The organism is Streptomyces sp. NPDC002324 (assembly GCF_053593335.1).
In genome coordinates this window covers 1-16,467 of record NZ_JBSFCF010000046.1, presented here as the reverse complement: position 1 = coordinate 16,467, position 16,467 = coordinate 1, and the positions used below count along the sequence as shown (strand labels likewise).

At 71.3% G+C, this 16,467-nt stretch carries 9 protein-coding genes; 2 read left to right on the top strand and 7 right to left on the bottom strand.

Going from position 1 to position 16,467, the window contains the following annotated elements:
- Positions 1 to 5 precede the first annotated feature (5 nt).
- The gene (locus tag ACWCRJ_RS38190) at positions 6 to 2,216 is read left to right on the top strand and encodes an alpha-galactosidase (protein WP_450943609.1); all 2,211 of its coding nucleotides are present in this window, start codon (positions 6 to 8) and stop codon (positions 2,214 to 2,216) included.
- Between the two features lie 75 nt (positions 2,217 to 2,291).
- Here ACWCRJ_RS38190 and ACWCRJ_RS38185 read toward each other — a convergent pair whose 3' ends face one another.
- The 6 genes from ACWCRJ_RS38185 to ACWCRJ_RS38160 all read right to left on the bottom strand — a co-directional run bounded on the left by ACWCRJ_RS38185 (position 2,292) and on the right by ACWCRJ_RS38160 (position 11,347).
- Positions 2,292 to 3,038, bottom strand: coding sequence for a glycoside hydrolase family 12 protein (locus tag ACWCRJ_RS38185; RefSeq protein WP_450943608.1), 747 nt, complete (start codon positions 3,036 to 3,038; stop codon positions 2,292 to 2,294).
- 130 nt (positions 3,039 to 3,168) lie between these two features.
- The gene (locus tag ACWCRJ_RS38180) at positions 3,169 to 5,160 is read right to left on the bottom strand and encodes a beta-galactosidase (RefSeq protein ID WP_450943607.1); all 1,992 of its coding nucleotides are present in this window, start codon (positions 5,158 to 5,160) and stop codon (positions 3,169 to 3,171) included.
- Entirely contained in the window at positions 5,160 to 7,382 is a 2,223-nt protein-coding gene (locus tag ACWCRJ_RS38175; protein WP_450943606.1) for a 1,4-beta-glucanase, read from the bottom strand. Before ACWCRJ_RS38175 ends, ACWCRJ_RS38180 begins: the two co-directional genes overlap by 1 nt.
- 244 nt (positions 7,383 to 7,626) lie before the next feature.
- Positions 7,627 to 8,598, bottom strand: a complete 972-nt coding sequence (locus tag ACWCRJ_RS38170) for a carbohydrate ABC transporter permease (RefSeq protein WP_450943605.1) — start codon at positions 8,596 to 8,598, stop codon at positions 7,627 to 7,629.
- Positions 8,595 to 9,635, bottom strand: a complete 1,041-nt coding sequence (locus tag ACWCRJ_RS38165; protein WP_450943604.1) for an ABC transporter permease — start codon at positions 9,633 to 9,635, stop codon at positions 8,595 to 8,597. The genes ACWCRJ_RS38170 and ACWCRJ_RS38165 overlap by 4 nt, the downstream gene beginning before the upstream one ends.
- A gap of 26 nt (positions 9,636 to 9,661) precedes the next feature.
- Positions 9,662 to 11,347, bottom strand: a complete 1,686-nt coding sequence (locus tag ACWCRJ_RS38160; RefSeq protein ID WP_450943603.1) for an extracellular solute-binding protein — start codon at positions 11,345 to 11,347, stop codon at positions 9,662 to 9,664.
- A gap of 377 nt (positions 11,348 to 11,724) precedes the next feature.
- Between ACWCRJ_RS38160 and ACWCRJ_RS38155 the strand changes: the two genes are divergently transcribed.
- Positions 11,725 to 14,577, top strand: a complete 2,853-nt coding sequence (locus tag ACWCRJ_RS38155) for a glycoside hydrolase family 3 C-terminal domain-containing protein (protein ID WP_450943602.1) — start codon at positions 11,725 to 11,727, stop codon at positions 14,575 to 14,577.
- A gap of 157 nt (positions 14,578 to 14,734) precedes the next feature.
- Here the strand turns inward: ACWCRJ_RS38155 and ACWCRJ_RS38150 are convergent, their stop codons facing one another.
- Positions 14,735 to 16,186 (bottom strand): aldehyde dehydrogenase family protein, encoded by a 1,452-nt coding sequence (locus tag ACWCRJ_RS38150; RefSeq protein ID WP_450943601.1) that lies wholly within the window; start codon positions 16,184 to 16,186, stop codon positions 14,735 to 14,737.
- Between the last annotated feature and the right edge of the window lie 281 nt (positions 16,187 to 16,467).

Genomic DNA, 16,467 nt, shown 5'->3' with positions numbered 1-16,467 from the left:
GCGACGTGGACTCGGGTGCGGACGGCTTCGGCGGAAGCGGACGGACGGGCGGCGCGCGGGGTGCCGACGGCGTCGGGGAGGGCTTCGCCTGGGGTCACCCGGCGATCGAGACGAGGTTCGCGACGGCCGCCGACGGTACGTTGCGGCTGGTCCGGCTCGGCCCCTCCGGTGACACCGTCGACGCCGAAGTCGCCCTCCCCCTGGTCGAGTTGACCGCGTTCGGGCATGGCAGCGGGTGGTCCGGGCCACGCTTCACCGGTACGGCGTTCGGTGCGCGGCTGGCGTACCGGGGGCACCGCTCCGGTGGTGAGGATGACGGTGGCTGGGAGCGGCTGACGATCGAACTCCACGATCCCGCCTGCGGGTTGACCGCGTTCGTCGAGCTGTCCTCCCCCGCCGGGGTCGCCGTGCTCCGGTCCCGGGTACGCCTGCGCAACGACGGCACCGAGCCCCTGGTCGTCCAGTCCGTCAGCAGCCTCCTCCTCGGCGGCCTCCCCTCCCCCGACCTCCTCGACGCGCACCGGGCCCGCAACGACTGGCTGGCGGAGTGCCGTTGGTACGCAGAGCCGCTGCGGGCGAGCGTCGCGGACATCAGCGTCGACGTCCATCAGCACGACAGCCGGGCGGCGCTCGCCCTCACCGGGCGGGGCAGCTGGCCCAGTGACGGACATCTGCCGATGGGGGCGCTCACGGAACGGGGTGACGGCGGCCGGGCATGGGTCTGGCAGGTGGAGTCACCGGCCGGCTGGCGCTGGGACCTGGGGGAACGCGCACACGGCACCTACCTCGCCATGAACGGCCCGACGGACGCCGAGCACCAGTGGCGGGTGCGGCTGGGGCGGGGGGAGGAGTTCACCACGGTGCCGGTGGCGCTGGCCCTGGGGGCGGTCACCGGGCCCGGCCCCGCGCTCGACGAGGCCCTGGGTGCGCTGACCTCGTACCGGCGGGCCGTCCGGCGGCCGCACGCGGACCACGTGGCGCTGCCGGTGGTGTTCAACGACTACATGAACACCCTGATGGGGGACCCCACCACCGCGAAGCTGCTGCCGCTGGTCGACGCGGCGGCGGGTGTGGGCGCGGAGTACTTCTGCATCGACTCCGGCTGGTACGACGACTCCGTGGACGGCGGCTGGTGGGACGGCGTGGGCGAATGGCTGCCGTCGGCGCGCCGCTTCCCGGGCGGCGGCATCCGGGCCGTACTGGACCGCATCCGCGAGCGCGGCATGGTGCCCGGCCTGTGGCTGGAGCCCGAGGTCGTCGGCGTACGCAGCCCGGTCGCGGCCGAACTGCCGTCGGAGGCGTTCTTCCAGCGGGACGGGGTGCGGCTGGCCGAGCAGGGCCGTCACCAGCTCGACCTGCGCCACCCGGCCGCCCGCGCGCACCTGGACAGGACGGTGGACCGCCTGGTCGGCGACTGGGGCGTGGGCTACCTCAAGCTCGACTACAACATCGTGATCGACCCCGGCACCACCGCCGTCGGCGACCTCTCCCCCGGCGCCGGACTCCTGGGGCACGCCCGGGCCTACCTGGACTGGCTCTCCGACGTGCTGGACCGCTACCCGCACCTGGTCGTCGAGAACTGCGCCTCCGGCGGGATGCGCATGGACGGCGCCACCCTGGCCGTGTCGCAGCTCCAGTCGACCAGCGACCAGCAGGATCCCCTGCGTTACCCTCCGATCGCCGCCGCCGCGCCCACGGCGGTGCCGCCGGAGCAGGGCGCCGTGTGGGCGTACCCGCAGCCCGAGCACGACGACGACCTGATCGCCTTCACCCTGGGCGGCGCCCTCCTCGGCCGCATCCATCTGTCGGGCCACCTCGACCGCATGACGGAACAGCAACTCGGCCTCGTGCGGGCTGCGGTGGACACGTACAAGGCGATCCGCGGGGACCTGGCCCACGCGGTGCCCTTCTGGCCGCTCGGTCTGCCGGGATGGACGGACGAGTGGCTGGCGCTGGGACTGCGGGCGCCGGAGCGGGCCGGAACGGCGTACGTCTCCGTGTGGCGCCGGGGCGGGGCGGAGGAGGTGCGGCTGCCCGTGGCACACCTGGCGGAGCCGGGCACCCCGGTCCTGGTGGAGATCCTGTATCCGTCGATCGCGCGGACGGAGGCGAAGGCCGTCTGGGAACCGGGGACCGGCGCCCTGCGGGTGACGGTGCCGCGCGCCCCCGGGGTGCTGCTGCTCCGGCTGACGGCGGAGGGCGGGGCGCGGGCGTAGGACGGACCCGAGCCGGTGCCGCGTGGGGGTACGGCGCCGGCTCGGTCTCACCTGCGGATCAGGACGGGACGGGCGTCAACTGCTGCTGACCGTCAGGTTGTTCGTGGTGAAGTTCAGGCCGCCGGAGGAGGAGGTGACCTCGAAACCGAACTGCACGTCGCCGATGGTCTCGTTGCCCATCCAGCCCTTGGTGTCCTTGATCCATTTCAGGACGGGGAGGATCTGGACGGTGCCGGAGGTCGAGTCCGAGGTGCGCAGGAACGAGATGACGTCCCAGTACGTGCCGTCCGCCCGGTAGGCCCGGCCCTTGTAGACGTTCCAGCTGTGACCGCCGACCGTCACGCTCTGCTGGAAGCTGCCGAGGGCACCGACGGCGCCGTTGTAGTTGACCCAGAGCATGATCTCGTAGTCGTGGTCCGTGTCCCAGACGTCGTACGAAGTGTTGTACGCGCCCGAGGACGGGACCGTGACGTTGTAGCTGCTGTTGAGCGAGCCGAGCGAGGTGATCGACTTGTTGATCACCTTCTTGGAGTTGGGGTACGACTTGATGCCGCCGGTGTTGGGGTGGTCGGCCCAGACCCCCCAGTTGGTACCGGAGTTGGCCCAGACGCACTGGCTGCCGGCGCCGGAGCCCCAGATGTTGTTGTAGAGGGTGTAGCCGTTGAGGCTCGTGTTGCCCCACTGGTCGCAGCTGTTCCAGACGGCTGCCGAGGCGGGGGCGGAGGCGAGGCCGACGGTGGCACCGAGGGCGAGGACGGGGGCCAGCAGGACCTTGCCGATCCGGCCCAGAGTGCGGGTACGGGTGCGGGTGCGTGTTGCCATGGGGTGTCGGTTCCTTCCATGGGTGGGGGGAACTGCGGGGGGAGCTACCGCGGCCCCGGGGTGGGGACGCGGTCTTCTCCGGCGACGAGGCCGATCGCCACGCACGTTTCGGCGCCGGAGAAAGTCGGGTTTACTTCAGCACCGCCACGCCGTACCGGGCGAGCGACAGCGTGCCGGTGACGATCGCGCCCGTGAGCAGGTCACGAGGGGTGCCCGGCACCTCGACGGTGACCGTGTCACGGCCGTGGTTGAGCACGAAGAGCACATCGCCGCGCCGGACCGCCTCGACGCCGTCGGGCAGCCCGTCCAGCACCGGCCGTACTCCGGCGTCGGCCGCGACCCGCGCCAACAGGCCCCGCAGCTGCGCGGGTTCGGGCAGTGTGGAGACGTACCAGGCGCGTCCCCTGCGCAACACCGCCGGGAGCCCGTCGAGTTCACCGCCCTTGTAGGCCACGACCTCGTCCGCGTCCGCCGCCTCGATCTCCTCGGACCACAGCGTGCCCCGGAACACCCCCCGCGGGCCCTCGCACTCGACCTCCTCCCCGGCGTCCAGCGGCCACCATTCGTGCAGGGTGCGGATGCCGAAGAGGTCGCGGAGCCGCGTGTCCATGCCGCCGGGGCGGACCCGGTCGTCCTCGTCGGCGACGCCGGTCAGGAAGCCGCTGACGAGGGTGCCGCCGCCCCGTACGTAGGCGAGGAGGTTCTCCACCGCCTGGTCGGTGAGCAGATAGAGCTGCGGTACGACGACCAGCCGGTACGCGGAGAGGTCGTGCTCGGGGTGGGCGAAGGCGGTGGTGAGGTTCGACTCCCACAGGGCGCGGTGCCAGGACCGGACGACCTGGGCCAGGTCGACCTCGGACGACAGCCGGCCGTCATGGTCGCCCGCCCACCAGGAGTGCCAGTCGAACAGCATCGCCACCTCGGCGTGCAGGGGCTGCCCCGCCACGGCCGGTCCCACGGCCGCCAGCTCGGCCCCTAGCCGCTTGACCTCCTGGAACGTGCGCCCCTGCTCGCCCGCGTGGCCGACCATGCCGGAGTGGAACTTCTCCGCGCCCTGCCGGGACTGCCGCCACTGGAAGTAACAGACGGCGTCCGCGCCCCGGGCGACGGCCTGGAGGGACCACAGCCGGTTGAGGCCGCGCGGCTTGGGGTGGTTGACACCGCGCCAGTTGACCGGGCCGGCGGCCTGTTCCATGAGCATCCACGGGCCGCCGCCCGCCTGGGAGCGCGTCATGTCCTGCACCAGCGCCCCGTGCTGTGCGCCGAGCGGGTCACGCGGGTCCGGGTAGACGTCGACCGAGACGACGTCCTCCTCCTCGGCCCACCGCCACGCGTCCTGGCCCGCCCACATCGGCATGAAGTTCGTGGTGACCGGGATCTGCGGGGTGTGCCGGCGGACGATGTCGCGCTCGATGGCGTAGCACTCCAGGAGCATGTCGCTCGTGAAGCGCCTGAAGTCGAGGACGTGTGTGGGGTTGCGCAGGTAGTGGGCGCGGCGCGGCGGGATGATCTCGTGCCAGCCGTCGTAGCCCTGGCTCCAGAAGGCCGTGCCCCAGGCCTGGTTGAGCACGTCGAGGGTGCCGTACTTGCGCCGGAGCCAGTCGCGGAAGGTGGCCGCCGCCTCGTCGCCCCAGTCGTAGGTGCAGTACTCGTTGTTGATGTGCCACAGGGTGAGGGCCGGGTGGCCGCCGTAGCGGGCGGCGAGGTCCTCGGTGATGGCGGCGGCGTAGCGGCGGTAGGTGGCGCTGGAGTGGGAGAAGTGCTGGCGGGACCCCCACCACTCGACCTGGCCGTTCTCGTCGCGCGGCAGGGTCTCGGGGTGCAGGCGGCCCATCCACGGCGGCGGGGAGGAGGTGGGGGTGGCCAGGACGACGCCGATGCCGTTCGCGTGCATCAGGTCCATCAGCGTGTCCAGCCAGCCGAACTCCCGTGCTCCCGGGCGGGGTTCGAGCTTCGCCCAGGAGAAGACGCCGAGGGTGACGGTGGTGACGCCGGCCTCCCGCATGAGGCGGACGTCCTCGTGCCACGTCTCCTCGGGCCACTGCTCGGGGTTGTAGTCGCCGCCGAAGAGGACCCGTCCGCGCGTGGCGTCGGCGAGGGACGGTCGTGTCGCCCCGGGCATCAGACCGGGTCCCCGTACTGGATGCCGCGTCCGTTGGTCGCCAGGTACACGCGGCCGTACACCCGCGGGTCGCCGATGACGACCTCGCCGGTCCAGCCCCACTGGTGGGCGTCGTCGTTGATGCGGGTCCAGGTCTTCGCGCCGTCGTCGGAGCGATGGACGGCGGTGACGGTCTCCGTCGTGCCGACCAGGTAGATCGCCGGGTAACGGGCGCCCTTGGCGGCCTTGCCGAAGCCGAGGGTGTACGCGGCCCGGCAGCTGTCGACCTTCGCGAAGGTCACCCCGCCGTCGGTGGAGCGGTAGAGCCCGTTCCCCTTCACGCTCAGCCACAGGTCACCGGTGCGCCCGGGGGCCGCGACCAGCTCGAACTGGCTGTCCCCGCCCGGCAGTCCGCTCGCGCGCGCCACGAACGAACGGCCGCTGTCGGTGCTGGCGTACAGCGTTCCCGCGTCGGTGTCGTACGCGTAGAAGAGGGCCGGGTCGGCCGGGTCGGCGACCGGTGTGGCGCCCTTCGGGAAGGAGGGCACCTCGGTCCAGGTCGCGCCGTTGTCGGCGGAGCGGTGGGCGGGGTACTTCGTGCCGTCCCAGTGCACGAAGGACCACAGCAGCGCGGTGCCGTCGGTGTTGGTGGCGATCGGCCCGGGCGCGTCCTCGGCGATGGCGGGCTGGGCGGCGAAAGGCACCCAGGTCCGCCCGCCGTCGCGGGAGGAGGCGCCGTTGCCGTGGTCGCCCCAGCCGGTGCGGACCACGTACGACGGCTTCGCGGCGGCCTGCGCCAGTCCCGTCGCCGTCCCGAACACGGGGTTGGACGCCATGCCGCGCGACGGGGACGCCGTGAGCCGTTCGTGGTACATCGTGCCGATGTCCCCGAGGCCGCTGAGCAGGTGCGCCTCGCCGGTCGGCGGCGAGATCAGCTGGCGTACGGACGTCTCCTCCAGGCCCCGGATCCGCGGCGCCCAGCGCTTCAGGTCGCGGGTGCCGTAGAGCGTCGCGCCGGTGCCGTACACGAGGTTCTTCGAGTCGTAGGGGTCGAGGGCGAGGGCCTGGATCCACCAGCCGAACTTCGGCTTGTCGGCCCCCCAGGTGAGATAGGGCGTCTCGGACACGTCGAAGACGGCGGAGTCCTTGAGGGACGTCCAGGTACGGCCGCCGTCGGTGGAGCGGAACACGGTGTCGATCTCGGCCCAGCGGTTGTTGGTCGAGACGACCACCGTGCCGGGGCGCCGGGCGTCGACGGCGACCCCGCCGTAGCCGAAGGAGTCGGTGCCGCCGTCGCTCGTGGTGCCGCCCGGCCGCACCGGGGTCACGTCGGTCCATCTGCCGGTGCCGGTGCGGAGCTTGTGCACACTGCCGTCGGACTGGCCGTTGGGTCCGGGTGCGTCGGCGTACGTCACGTACAGCTCGCGGGAGTGCCTGTCGTACGCGGCGCGGATCGGGACCTTGGCGAAGGCGCCGGTGGGGCGGCCGGGGACGGCTTCCCAGGTGGTGCCGTCGCCGGTCCGGTAGAGGTTGGCGGTGGTGCCGTCGCCGTCGCCCCAGCCGGCGTAGACGGTGCGTCCGGCGGCGACGAGCAGGGTGACGCCCTGGCCGGAGGCGCTGGGGGTCGCCGGGAAGCCGGTCGCCGTCGCCCAGGTGGCACCCCGGTCGGTCGACCTGAGCAGACCGTCGTGCCGGGTGCCCAGCCACAGGGTGTCGCTGTCGCGGGGGTCGACGAGCAGGCGCTCGCCCGTGCCCCGGCCGTCCTCGTTGGCTCCGAGCCTGACGGTGAGGTCGGTGCGGGCCCAGGTGGCGCCGCGGTCGTCGGAGCGGAGGATCGCGCCGTAGCCGGCCCAGGACTGTGTGTAGGTGCCGAGGGCGAGGTAGAGGCGGTTCGGGTGGGCGGGGTCGACGGCGATGGCCTCCACACCGAGGAGGTTCCAGTCGTCCCAGCCGAGGTGGTCGGTCAGCGGGGTCCAGCGGGCCTTGCGGTCGTCCCAGCGGTAGGCGCCGCCGATGTCGGTACGGGCGTAGGCGCAGCCGCGCGCGGTCGGGTGGAAGAGAACGCCGGTGACGAAGCCGGTGCCGCCGATGACGGCGGTGCGCCAGCGGTAGCGTCCGGCGGCCGGGCCGCTTTTCGCGTCGGTGGCGTGGGCCGGGGTGGCGAGTGCGGGGAGGGTGGTGAGGGCTGCGGTGGCGGAGGTCGCGGCGAGTACGGTGCGGCGGCTGGGGTGGGGGGTGCGCATGGCATACCTCGTTTTGCGGGGAGGGGTACGGGGTGGGCGCCTTGTGGCTCGGGGGGTTCGGTGCGTCGGCGGCTGCGGGTGGTGTGTGGTTGCTCGCGCAGTTCCCCGCGCCCCTCAAAAGCGCCGGGTACTCCCGGGGGCTGAAGGGCGCAGCCCTTCAAGGGGCGCGGGGAACTGCGCGACCAGCCACGAAGCACCCGCGGCCGCCGACGAACCCGCACCCCCGAGTTCATGGGCGCCCCGGTCAGCCCTTGATCGCACCCGTGAGCATCCCCTTCTTGAAGTGCTTCTGGACGAAGGGGGAGAGGACGGCGACGGGGAGCAGGGCCATGACCATGACCGCCATCTGGATGGCGAGCGGGGAGAGCTGGCCGGTGTTGATCTGGGCGGAGAGACCGACCGGGCGTTCCTGTTTCTGGACGAGCTGGATCATGACGTTCTGCAGCGGCATCATGTCCTGGTCGGTGAGGTAGATGGAGGCGTTGAACCAGGCGCTCCAGTAGCCGACCGCGTAGAAGAGGGCGATGACCGCGAGGACCGCCCTCGACAGCGGCATCACGATCTTCCACAGGATGCGCCAGTCACCGGCGCCGTCGATGCGGGCGCTGTCGATGAGCTCCGGCGAGATGCCCATGAAGAACGAGCGCAGGACCAGGATGTTGAAGACGCTCACCGCGCTCGGGAGGATCAGCGCGAGATAGGTGTCCGTGAGACCGAGGGCCTGGACCAGCAGATAGGTCGGGATGAGGCCCGCGCCGAAGAACATCGTGGCGAGCAGGGTCATCAGGATCCAGCGGTGTGCGAGTGAGCCGACACGGGACAGGCCGTAGGCGCACAGGACCGAGACGGTCATGCTGAACAGGGTGCCGACGACCGTGACGCCCACGCTGACCAGGGCGGCCGTCTGGACCTGGCCGCCGCCGAGGAGTTCCCGGTAGGCGACGAAGGTGATGCCCTCGGGGATGACGACGAGGCCGCCCGCCTCGTCGATGGTCTTCTTCGTCTGGAGGCTGGTGACGACGACGATCCACAGGGGGAAGAGGATCGCGAAGCAGGCGAAGCCCAGGGCGATGCCCTTGCCCGCGAGTCCCGCCTTGGCGGGTTCCTCCTCCCAGACCGGGCGGGGTGGGGCGGCCCAGCGGCTCGGTTCGCGTGCCGTCGCCCGCCGGTCGGCGGTCCCGGTCTCCTCACCGGCTTTGCCGAGGAGCGCGCTCATTTCTTGTACACCCCCTGCTCGCCCATGAGATGGGCGACCTTGTTGGCGGTCAGGACCAGGGCGAGGCCGACCACGCCCTTGACGAGTCCCGCCGCGGCGGCGTAGCTGAAGTCCTGGTTGCGGATGCCGTTCCACCACACATAGGTGTCGAGGACGTCGGAGGCCTCGACGCCCACCGCCTGCCGTTGGAGCAGCAGTTGCTCGAAGCCGACGGTCAGGGCGTCGCCGACGCGCAGCACCAGCAGGAGGGCGATCACCGGGCGCAGGGCGGGCAGGGTGATGTGCCACATGCGCCGCCAGCGGCCGGCGCCGTCCATGGCCGCGGCCTCATAGAGGTCGTGGGAGACGGAGGAGAGCGCGGCGAGGAAGACGATGATGCCCCAGCCGGCGTCCTTCCAGATCATCTCGACCGTGACCAGGTACTTGAAGGTCTCCGGGTTGGTCATCAGGTCGAAGCCTTCGACGCCGTGCTGGCGGAGGGTCTGGGCGATGACGCCCGCCCCGCCGAAGATCTGCATGAACACGGTGACGACGAGGACCCAGGAGAAGAAGTGCGGGAGGTACATGACCGCCTGGGCGACCGCCCGGATCCGGGGTCGGACGATGCTGTTGATGAGCAGCGCGAGCAGGATCGGGATGGGGAAGAATAGGACAAGCTGGAGGAAGAACAGCACGAAGGTGTTCTGCACCGCGTGCCAGAAGTCCGAGTCGGCGACGATCCGTTCGAACTGCTCGAAGCCGACCCAGGGGCTCTGGAAGATGGCGACGAAGCCGTTCTCGCTGAGGTAGGGGTCGTAGTCCTGGAAGGCGACCACGTTGCCGAGGATCGGTATGTAGTTGAAGACCAGGATCAGCAGGACCGCCGGCAGCGTCATCAGGATCAGGGTGCGGTCACGCCGGAATCTCAGGCGGAGGCTCAACCTGCCCGCGCGCCCGTCGTTCCGGGGCGGCGGCCCGGTGGCGTCGTCGGACGCCACCGGGGCCGTCCCGGGAGTCTTCGCCTCGGCCCTCGGCCGGGGCACCGTGCTGTGGGACACGGCGTTCTCCTCGCCTCGGCCCCGGGTCAGTTCGCCGAACCGGTGTCGTCGAGCAGCTTCTTGTACCAGTCGCGCAGGTCGTCGCCGCCCTTGCTCTTCCAGTCGGACACCGCCTGCTGGACGTCACCGATCTTCTTGCGCCCGCGCACGACGTCGTCCTCCAACTGCTCGAAGTTGTCGGCGAGGTTGGCCCAGCGGTTGGGTTCGGTGACGGTGAGCCCGAAGAAGGAGGTCTTCTTGGTGAAGGCGCCCATGCGCTGCTGCCACTCGACGATGCCCTTGGTGACCTCGGGGAAGTCGGGATAGGCGACGTACGGGGCGGGGTTGCCGGTGTAGTCGTAGGCACCGTTGACCTCGTTGACGCCCGTGGTGGACTTGACCGGGAGGCCCTTCTTCATGTCGTAGTCCGTGCCCTCGACGCCGTAGGAGGTGAGCATGAACTCCTTGGTGCCGTAGGGCGCGGCGCAGTAGTTGCAGAGGGCGAGGAAGTCCTTGATCTGCTGCGCGGACGCCTTCTTGCTGACGAAGGTGAAGATGTTGGAGGGCTGCACCGCCCACAGGGTGGGGTCGCCGCCGTCGGGGCCGAAGATGTCGAACGCGGCCATGTCGAAGTCGTTCTTCTGCGTGGCCTGCTCGGAGACCGATCCCCACCAGGCGGAGATGTTGCCGTTGAAGACGAGGGACTGACCGGCGGTGAACCGGTTCCGGGCGTCGCCGCCCGCCTTGCCGGAGACCGCGTCCGGGTGGACCACGTGGGCCGCGTAGAGCTTGCGGGTCCACTCCAGGGCTTCGAGGTACTCCTCGGTCTCGACGCGGTTGACCAGCTTGCCGTCGACCATGTTCCACCACAGCGCCTTGTCGCTGCCGGGGAAGACGCCGTAGAAGTTGAACGCCGACCACTTCATGTCGTCGCAGGCCCACACCTTCGCCTTGGCGTCGGTGGCCTCCTTCGCCCAGGACAGGAACTCGTCGGGGCTCGTCGGGACGGTGTAGCCCTTCTTGTCGAAGATGTCCCGGCGGTACATGGGCGCGATGTCCGTGACGTACGGGGCGGGCATCGGGACCGCGCGCAGCTGGCCGCCGAAGATGCCGCGCTGCCAGGCCTCGCTGGGTACGGCCGCGAGGTTCGGGTACGCCTTGACCTTGTCCCCGGAGAGATACGGGCCGAGGTCGGCGAACTTGGCGTTGATGGCACTCGGTATCTTGCCCATCAGGTTCCAGCCGGGCACGACGACCACATCGGGGATGTCGCTGGAGGCGAGGACCGCGCCGAGCTTCTGGTCGTAGGTGACGCCGTCCTGGTTCTGCCAGGTCACCTGGACGCCCACGGCCTCGTTCATCGCCGTGTAGTACGGGTTGTCGCCCTTCGGCGGCGTCCCCCAGAACGGCGACATGACCTTCAGTCCGCCGCCGCTGCCCAGCTTCTTCGGCACCGAGGTCGTCAGGTCGGCCGTGGGGATCGCCTTGGTGAAGCCGGCCGCCGAGCCGTTCTTCGACGGGATGTCGGGCGCCACGACGTTCGAGGCGACGAACGTCGGAAGGATCTTCTTCGCGTCCTTGCCCGACGTCGTGCCCTCCTTGCGGCCTTCCTGCGAGCCGCCGCAGGCGGACAGCAGCGGCACGCCCCCCGCCACTACGGCGGCGGCGACCGCCGTGGAGGCGAGAAAGCTTCTCCGGCCGGGCGCGGCGGAGGTGGCGGAGTTCGGCGTCATAGCGTCAACCCTTCATGGCGCACACCAGGACACCCGGCGGTGGCCGTCGGCTGCGGTGTCTTCAACAGAACTGGCTGTGCAGAAGCGATGATCATCGGAGGGAGGTGAGCATGCGAAGCGGCTCCCTCCACAGTCGAAGCGCTTCGATGTTGCTGCGAGGTTAAGTGAACGACCGGGGGTGCACAAGGGTCGATCCGCAGATTCCTCAGCGGTGCGAAGGACTGGAGCGACCCCTTCCGACCTTCGCTCTCCCGGCCTGTATGACGGTGCGGAAACGGATCTGTTGCGCCTTGGTCTCTTGACACCCACCCCACCGTCGAATGAGCATCGAAGCGCTTCGAAAGCGCCTCGTCGCTCCACCGCAAAGGGATCCCCACGTGACCGCAGAGACGACCCCCACGCCACCTTTCCGCGATCCGCAGCTGCCGCTCGCGAAGCGCATCGACGACCTGCTCCAGCGGCTCACCCCGGACGAGAGGATCGCGTTCCTGCACCAGTTCGCGCCCGCCGTCGACCGTCTCGGGGTGGCCGCCTTCCGCACCGGCCAGGAGGCGCTGCACGGGGTGGCGTGGATGGGTCCCGCGACGGTGTTCCCGCAGGCCGTCGGCCTCGGTGCGACCTGGAGCGAGGACCTCGTGCGCCGGGTGGGCGAGGCCGTGTCCACCGAGGTGCGCGCGATGCGGGCGCGCGACGACCGCGTCGGCCTCAACGTCTGGTCCCCCACGGTCAACCTGCTGCGCCACCCCCTGTGGGGCCGCAACGAGGAGGGCTACTCCGAGGATCCACGGCTGACCTCGGCGATCGCGACCGCGTACACCCGCGGCCTGCGCGGCGACCACCCCACGTACTGGCGCACGGCCCCGGTCCTCAAGCACTGGCTGGCGCACAACAACGAGACCGACCGCTCCACCACCTCCTCCTCGGTCCGTCCCCGCGTCCTGCACGAGTACGACCTGCGCGCCTTCCGCGAGACCGTCGAGGCGGGCGCGGTGGCCGGCGTCATGCCCGCGTACAACCTGGTCAACGGCCGCCCCAACCACGTCTCGCCGCACCTGGCGGAACACCTGCGGACCTGGACCGACGAGCCCCTGCTGGTCTGCTCGGACGCGGGCGCGCCGACGAACCTGGTCGACTCCGAGCACTACTTCGACACCCACGAGGAGGCCACCGCAGCCTCGCTGCGCGCCGGGGTCGACAGCTTCACCGACCACGGCACGGACGGTTCGACGATGACCGACCGCGTCCGGGGCGCCCTGGCCCGCTCCCTGCTGACCCCGGCCGACATCGACGAGGCGGTCCGCCGACAGCTCTCCGTCCGCTTCCGCCTGGGCGAGTTCGACCCCGTCGCCGACCCGTACGCCGACGTCAAGGAGTTCGACACCCCGGCCCACCGCGCCCTCGCCCAGGAGGCCGCGGAACAGGCGGTGGTCCTGCTGAAGAACGAGGGCGGCCTGCTCCCCCTCGCCGCCGACACCCGTATCGCCGTCGTCGGTCTGCTCGCCGACGAGTGCAAGCTCGACTGGTACAGCGGCACCCTCCTGCACCGCTCCACCCCGCTCGAAGGTCTGTACGACCGCTTCGGCGCCGAGCGCGTGATGTTCGCGGAGGGCGTGGACCGGGTACGCCTGCGGGCGCGGTCCACCGGCGCGTTCGTGTTCGTCCCCGAGGCGCCCGAGGCCGCCGACGAGGTGCGCGGCGCACAGGGGGCGCTCGATCCGGCGCTCCTGGCCGGCCGTACCGATCTGTCGCCGCTCACCACCGACCCGGACGGCACCGAACTGGCCCTCGTCGACTGGGGCGAGGACGTGCTCACGCTGCGCGCGCCGGACGGCCGCTATCTCTCGGTCGCCGACGACGGCTTCCTGCGCGCCTCCGCCGACCAGCCGGGCGGCTGGATCGTCCAGGAGACGTTCCGCCTGGAGCCCTGCGAACCCCACGGGAAGGGGCACCTCCTCAAGCACCTGGGAACCGGCCGGTACGTCACTGTCGGCGCCGACGGAGTAAAGGTTGCCGACGGCAATCCGGAGATCTTCGACCTGGTCGTCACCGAGCACGGCGAGGCAGCCGTCGCACGGGTGGCCGCCGAGGCCGACGTCGTCCTCGTGGTCGCGGGCAACGACCCGCACATCAACGGCCGCGAGACCGAGGACCGTACGACCCTCGCCCTGCCCGCCCACCAGGAACGGCTGCTGCGCGCGGCCCGCGCCGCCAACCCGAACACGGCGCTGGTCCTGGTCTCGGCCTACCCCTACGCCGTCGACCCCGCCGGCCTGCCCGCCGTCCTGTGGACCGCGCACGGCGGCCAGGCCGCGGGCACCGCCCTGGCCCGCGTCCTCGCCGGTGACGTCTCCCCCGCGGGCCGCCTCCCGCAGACCTGGTACGCGGCCGACGCCGACCTCCCCGGCCTCCTCGACTACGACGTGATCGGCGCTCGCCAGACGTACCTCTACTTCGAGGGCACCCCGCTGTTCCCGTTCGGCCACGGCCTGTCCTACGCGGAGTTCGCGTACGGAAACCTGGCCGCCCAGGTGGGGGACGGCGATCTGACGGTCTCCTTCACCGTCACCAACACGGGCACGGTGACCGCCGACGAGGTCGCCCAGCTCTACGTCCGCGCCGAGACCCCGTCGGTCCCGCGCCCGCGCCGCGAGCTGGCCGGCCACCGCCGCGTCACGCTCGCGCCCGGCGCCTCGACGGAGCTGACCTTCCGACTCCCGCTCTCGGTACTGGAGTTCTGGGACGTGGCCCACGGCGCCTGGCATCTGGAGCCGGGCGCCTACGAAGTGCTGGCCGGCGCGTCCAGTGAGGACATCCGCCTGCGTACGACCGTCACCGTCGACGGCGCACCGGTCGCCCCGCGCCCGGTCGTGACCCGCGGTCTGGACGCGGCGGACTTCGACGAACAGCGCGGCACGGAGATCGTCGACCGCACGAAGGCGTCCGGCGACGCGGTCACACCGGCGGGCGACGGCCCCGGTGAACTGCTCTACCGCGCCTGCGACTTCGGGGCGGGCGTCACCGAGATCACGGTGGAGGCGGCGGGGGCGGGAAGCGTCGAGTTCTCGCTCGTGGGCGGCCCGGTACTGGCCACCCTGACGCTCGACCCGCCCACCGCGGGTCCGTACGCCTACACGACCCTGCGCGCCGCCGTACCGGCGGCCGGGACGCACGACGTCCGCCTGGGCTTGCGCGGCCCACTGCGGCTGGCGCACGTCGGCTTCTCCGGTTGAGGGTCCGGAGCGAGCCGGCACACAGAAGGGGCCCGGCACCGGAAGGCATCGGTGCCGGGCCCCTTCATCCCGGGATCTGACCCGAGACTACATGAAAACGATTGTCACAAGCTAGAGGTGACGGGGAACTGCGGGCGGCAAATCGTACCGAGGGCGCTCAGAGCTGGAGCCCCGTCAGCACCATCACCCGCTCGTAGGTGTAGTCGTCCATGGCGAAGCGCACACCCTCGCGCCCGACGCCCGACTGCTTCACCCCGCCGTACGGCATCTGGTCGGCGCGGTAGGACGGCACGTCACCGATGACCACGCCGCCGACCTCCAGGGCCCGGTGGGCGCGGAAGGCGGTCTGCAGGTCGTGGGTGAAGACGCCCGCCTGGAGGCCGTACTTGGAGTCGTTGACGGCGGCGAAGGCCGCGGCCTCCCCCTCCACCTTCCGTACGGTGAGGACGGGCCCGAAGACCTCCTCGCAGGAGACGCTCACGTCGGCGGGTACGTCGGTGAGGACGGTCGGCGCGTACGAGGCGCCGTCGCGCTTGCCGCCGGTGAGCAGCGTGGCGCCGGCGTCGACCGCCTCCTGCACCCATGCCTCGACCCGCTTGGCGGCGTCCTCGCTGACCAGCGGCCCCACATCGGTCGCGCCGTCGGACGGGTCGCCGGTCACCTGCGCCTCGACCGCCGCGACGATGCGCGGCAGCAGCCGGTCGTACACGGACGCGTCCGCGATCACCCGCTGCACGGAGATGCAGGACTGGCCGCCCTGGTAGTTCGAGAAGGTCGCGATGCGGCCGGCGGCCCAGTCGAGGTCCTCGTCGCTCGCGTAGTCGGCGAGCACGACCGCCGCGCCGTTGCCGCCCAGCTCCAGGGTGCAGTGCTTGCGCGGCGCCGAGTCCATGATCGCGTAGCCGACCTTCTCGGACCCGGTGAAGGAGATCACGGGCAGCCGCTCGTCCTGGACGAGGGCGGGCATGCGGTCGTTCGCGACCGGCAGGATGCTCCAGGAACCGGCGGGCAGCGCGGTCGCCGCGTCCGCGAGCAGCTCACCGATGATCAGCCCGGACAGGGGCGTCGCCGGGGCGGGCTTCAGGATGATCGGCACACCGGCCGCGATCGCCGGGGCGATCTTGTGGGCGCAGAGGTTGAGCGGGAAGTTGAAGGGCGCGATCCCGAGGACGACGCCCTTGGGGAAGCGGCGCGTGAGGGCGAGCCGCCCCTGTCCGCCCAGGTCGGTGTCGAGCCGCTGTGCCTCGCCGCCGTTGAACCGCCGGGCCTCCTCGGCCGCGAACCGGAACACCGAGACCGCACGGCCGACCTCGCCGCGCGCCCACTTGACCGGCTTGCCGTTCTCGGCGGAGATCAGCTGCGCGATCTCCTCGGTCCGCTCGACGAGACTCCTGCTGACGTGGTCGAGCACGGCGGCCCGCACGTGCGCGGGCGTCGCCGCGAACTCGTCCCGTACGGCGTACGCGGCGGCCACGGCCTCTTCGACCTGCTCGTCCGTCGGCACGCTCACCGCTGCGACCAGGCGGCCGTCCCAGGGCGACGTCACATCGAACGTGGTCTCACCGGTGGCCCGACGGCCGGCGAGCCAGAAGGCGGTAGTGGCGGTCATAGTCGTTCCCGGCCCTTCGGTGGGTACACATGTCGTCTTCCGGCTCCACGGTAGAGCCGGGACGGCGAGGGGGCGCTTGTCCGGCACGTATGACTACGGCTGGGAGGTGCGCCGGATTGGAGGGGTGGGGTGGGGTGGTTGGGCCGGGGTGGTGGAGTGGGGGCGGGCCGGTGGGGCTTCTCGCGCAGTTCAATGAAAAGCAGTGGGCGCAGCCCCTGCTTTTCAGGGGCGCGGGGAACTGCGCGATCAGCCCCCACCCGGCCCCCCGCCCGGGGTCGAAG

What these genes read in the sequence shown, in the direction of transcription:
- ACWCRJ_RS38185 (WP_450943608.1), bottom strand. Translation starts at nt 3,038, where the DNA reads ATGGCAACACGCACCCGCACCCGTACCCGCACTCTGGGCCGGATCGGC.
- ACWCRJ_RS38180 (WP_450943607.1), bottom strand. Translation starts at nt 5,160, where the DNA reads ATGCCCGGGGCGACACGACCGTCCCTCGCCGACGCCACGCGCGGACGG.
- ACWCRJ_RS38175 (WP_450943606.1), bottom strand. Translation starts at nt 7,382, where the DNA reads ATGCGCACCCCCCACCCCAGCCGCCGCACCGTACTCGCCGCGACCTCC.
- ACWCRJ_RS38170 (WP_450943605.1), bottom strand. Translation starts at nt 8,598, where the DNA reads ATGAGCGCGCTCCTCGGCAAAGCCGGTGAGGAGACCGGGACCGCCGAC.
- ACWCRJ_RS38160 (WP_450943603.1), bottom strand. Translation starts at nt 11,347, where the DNA reads ATGACGCCGAACTCCGCCACCTCCGCCGCGCCCGGCCGGAGAAGCTTT.
- ACWCRJ_RS38150 (WP_450943601.1), bottom strand. Translation starts at nt 16,186, where the DNA reads ATGACCGCCACTACCGCCTTCTGGCTCGCCGGCCGTCGGGCCACCGGT.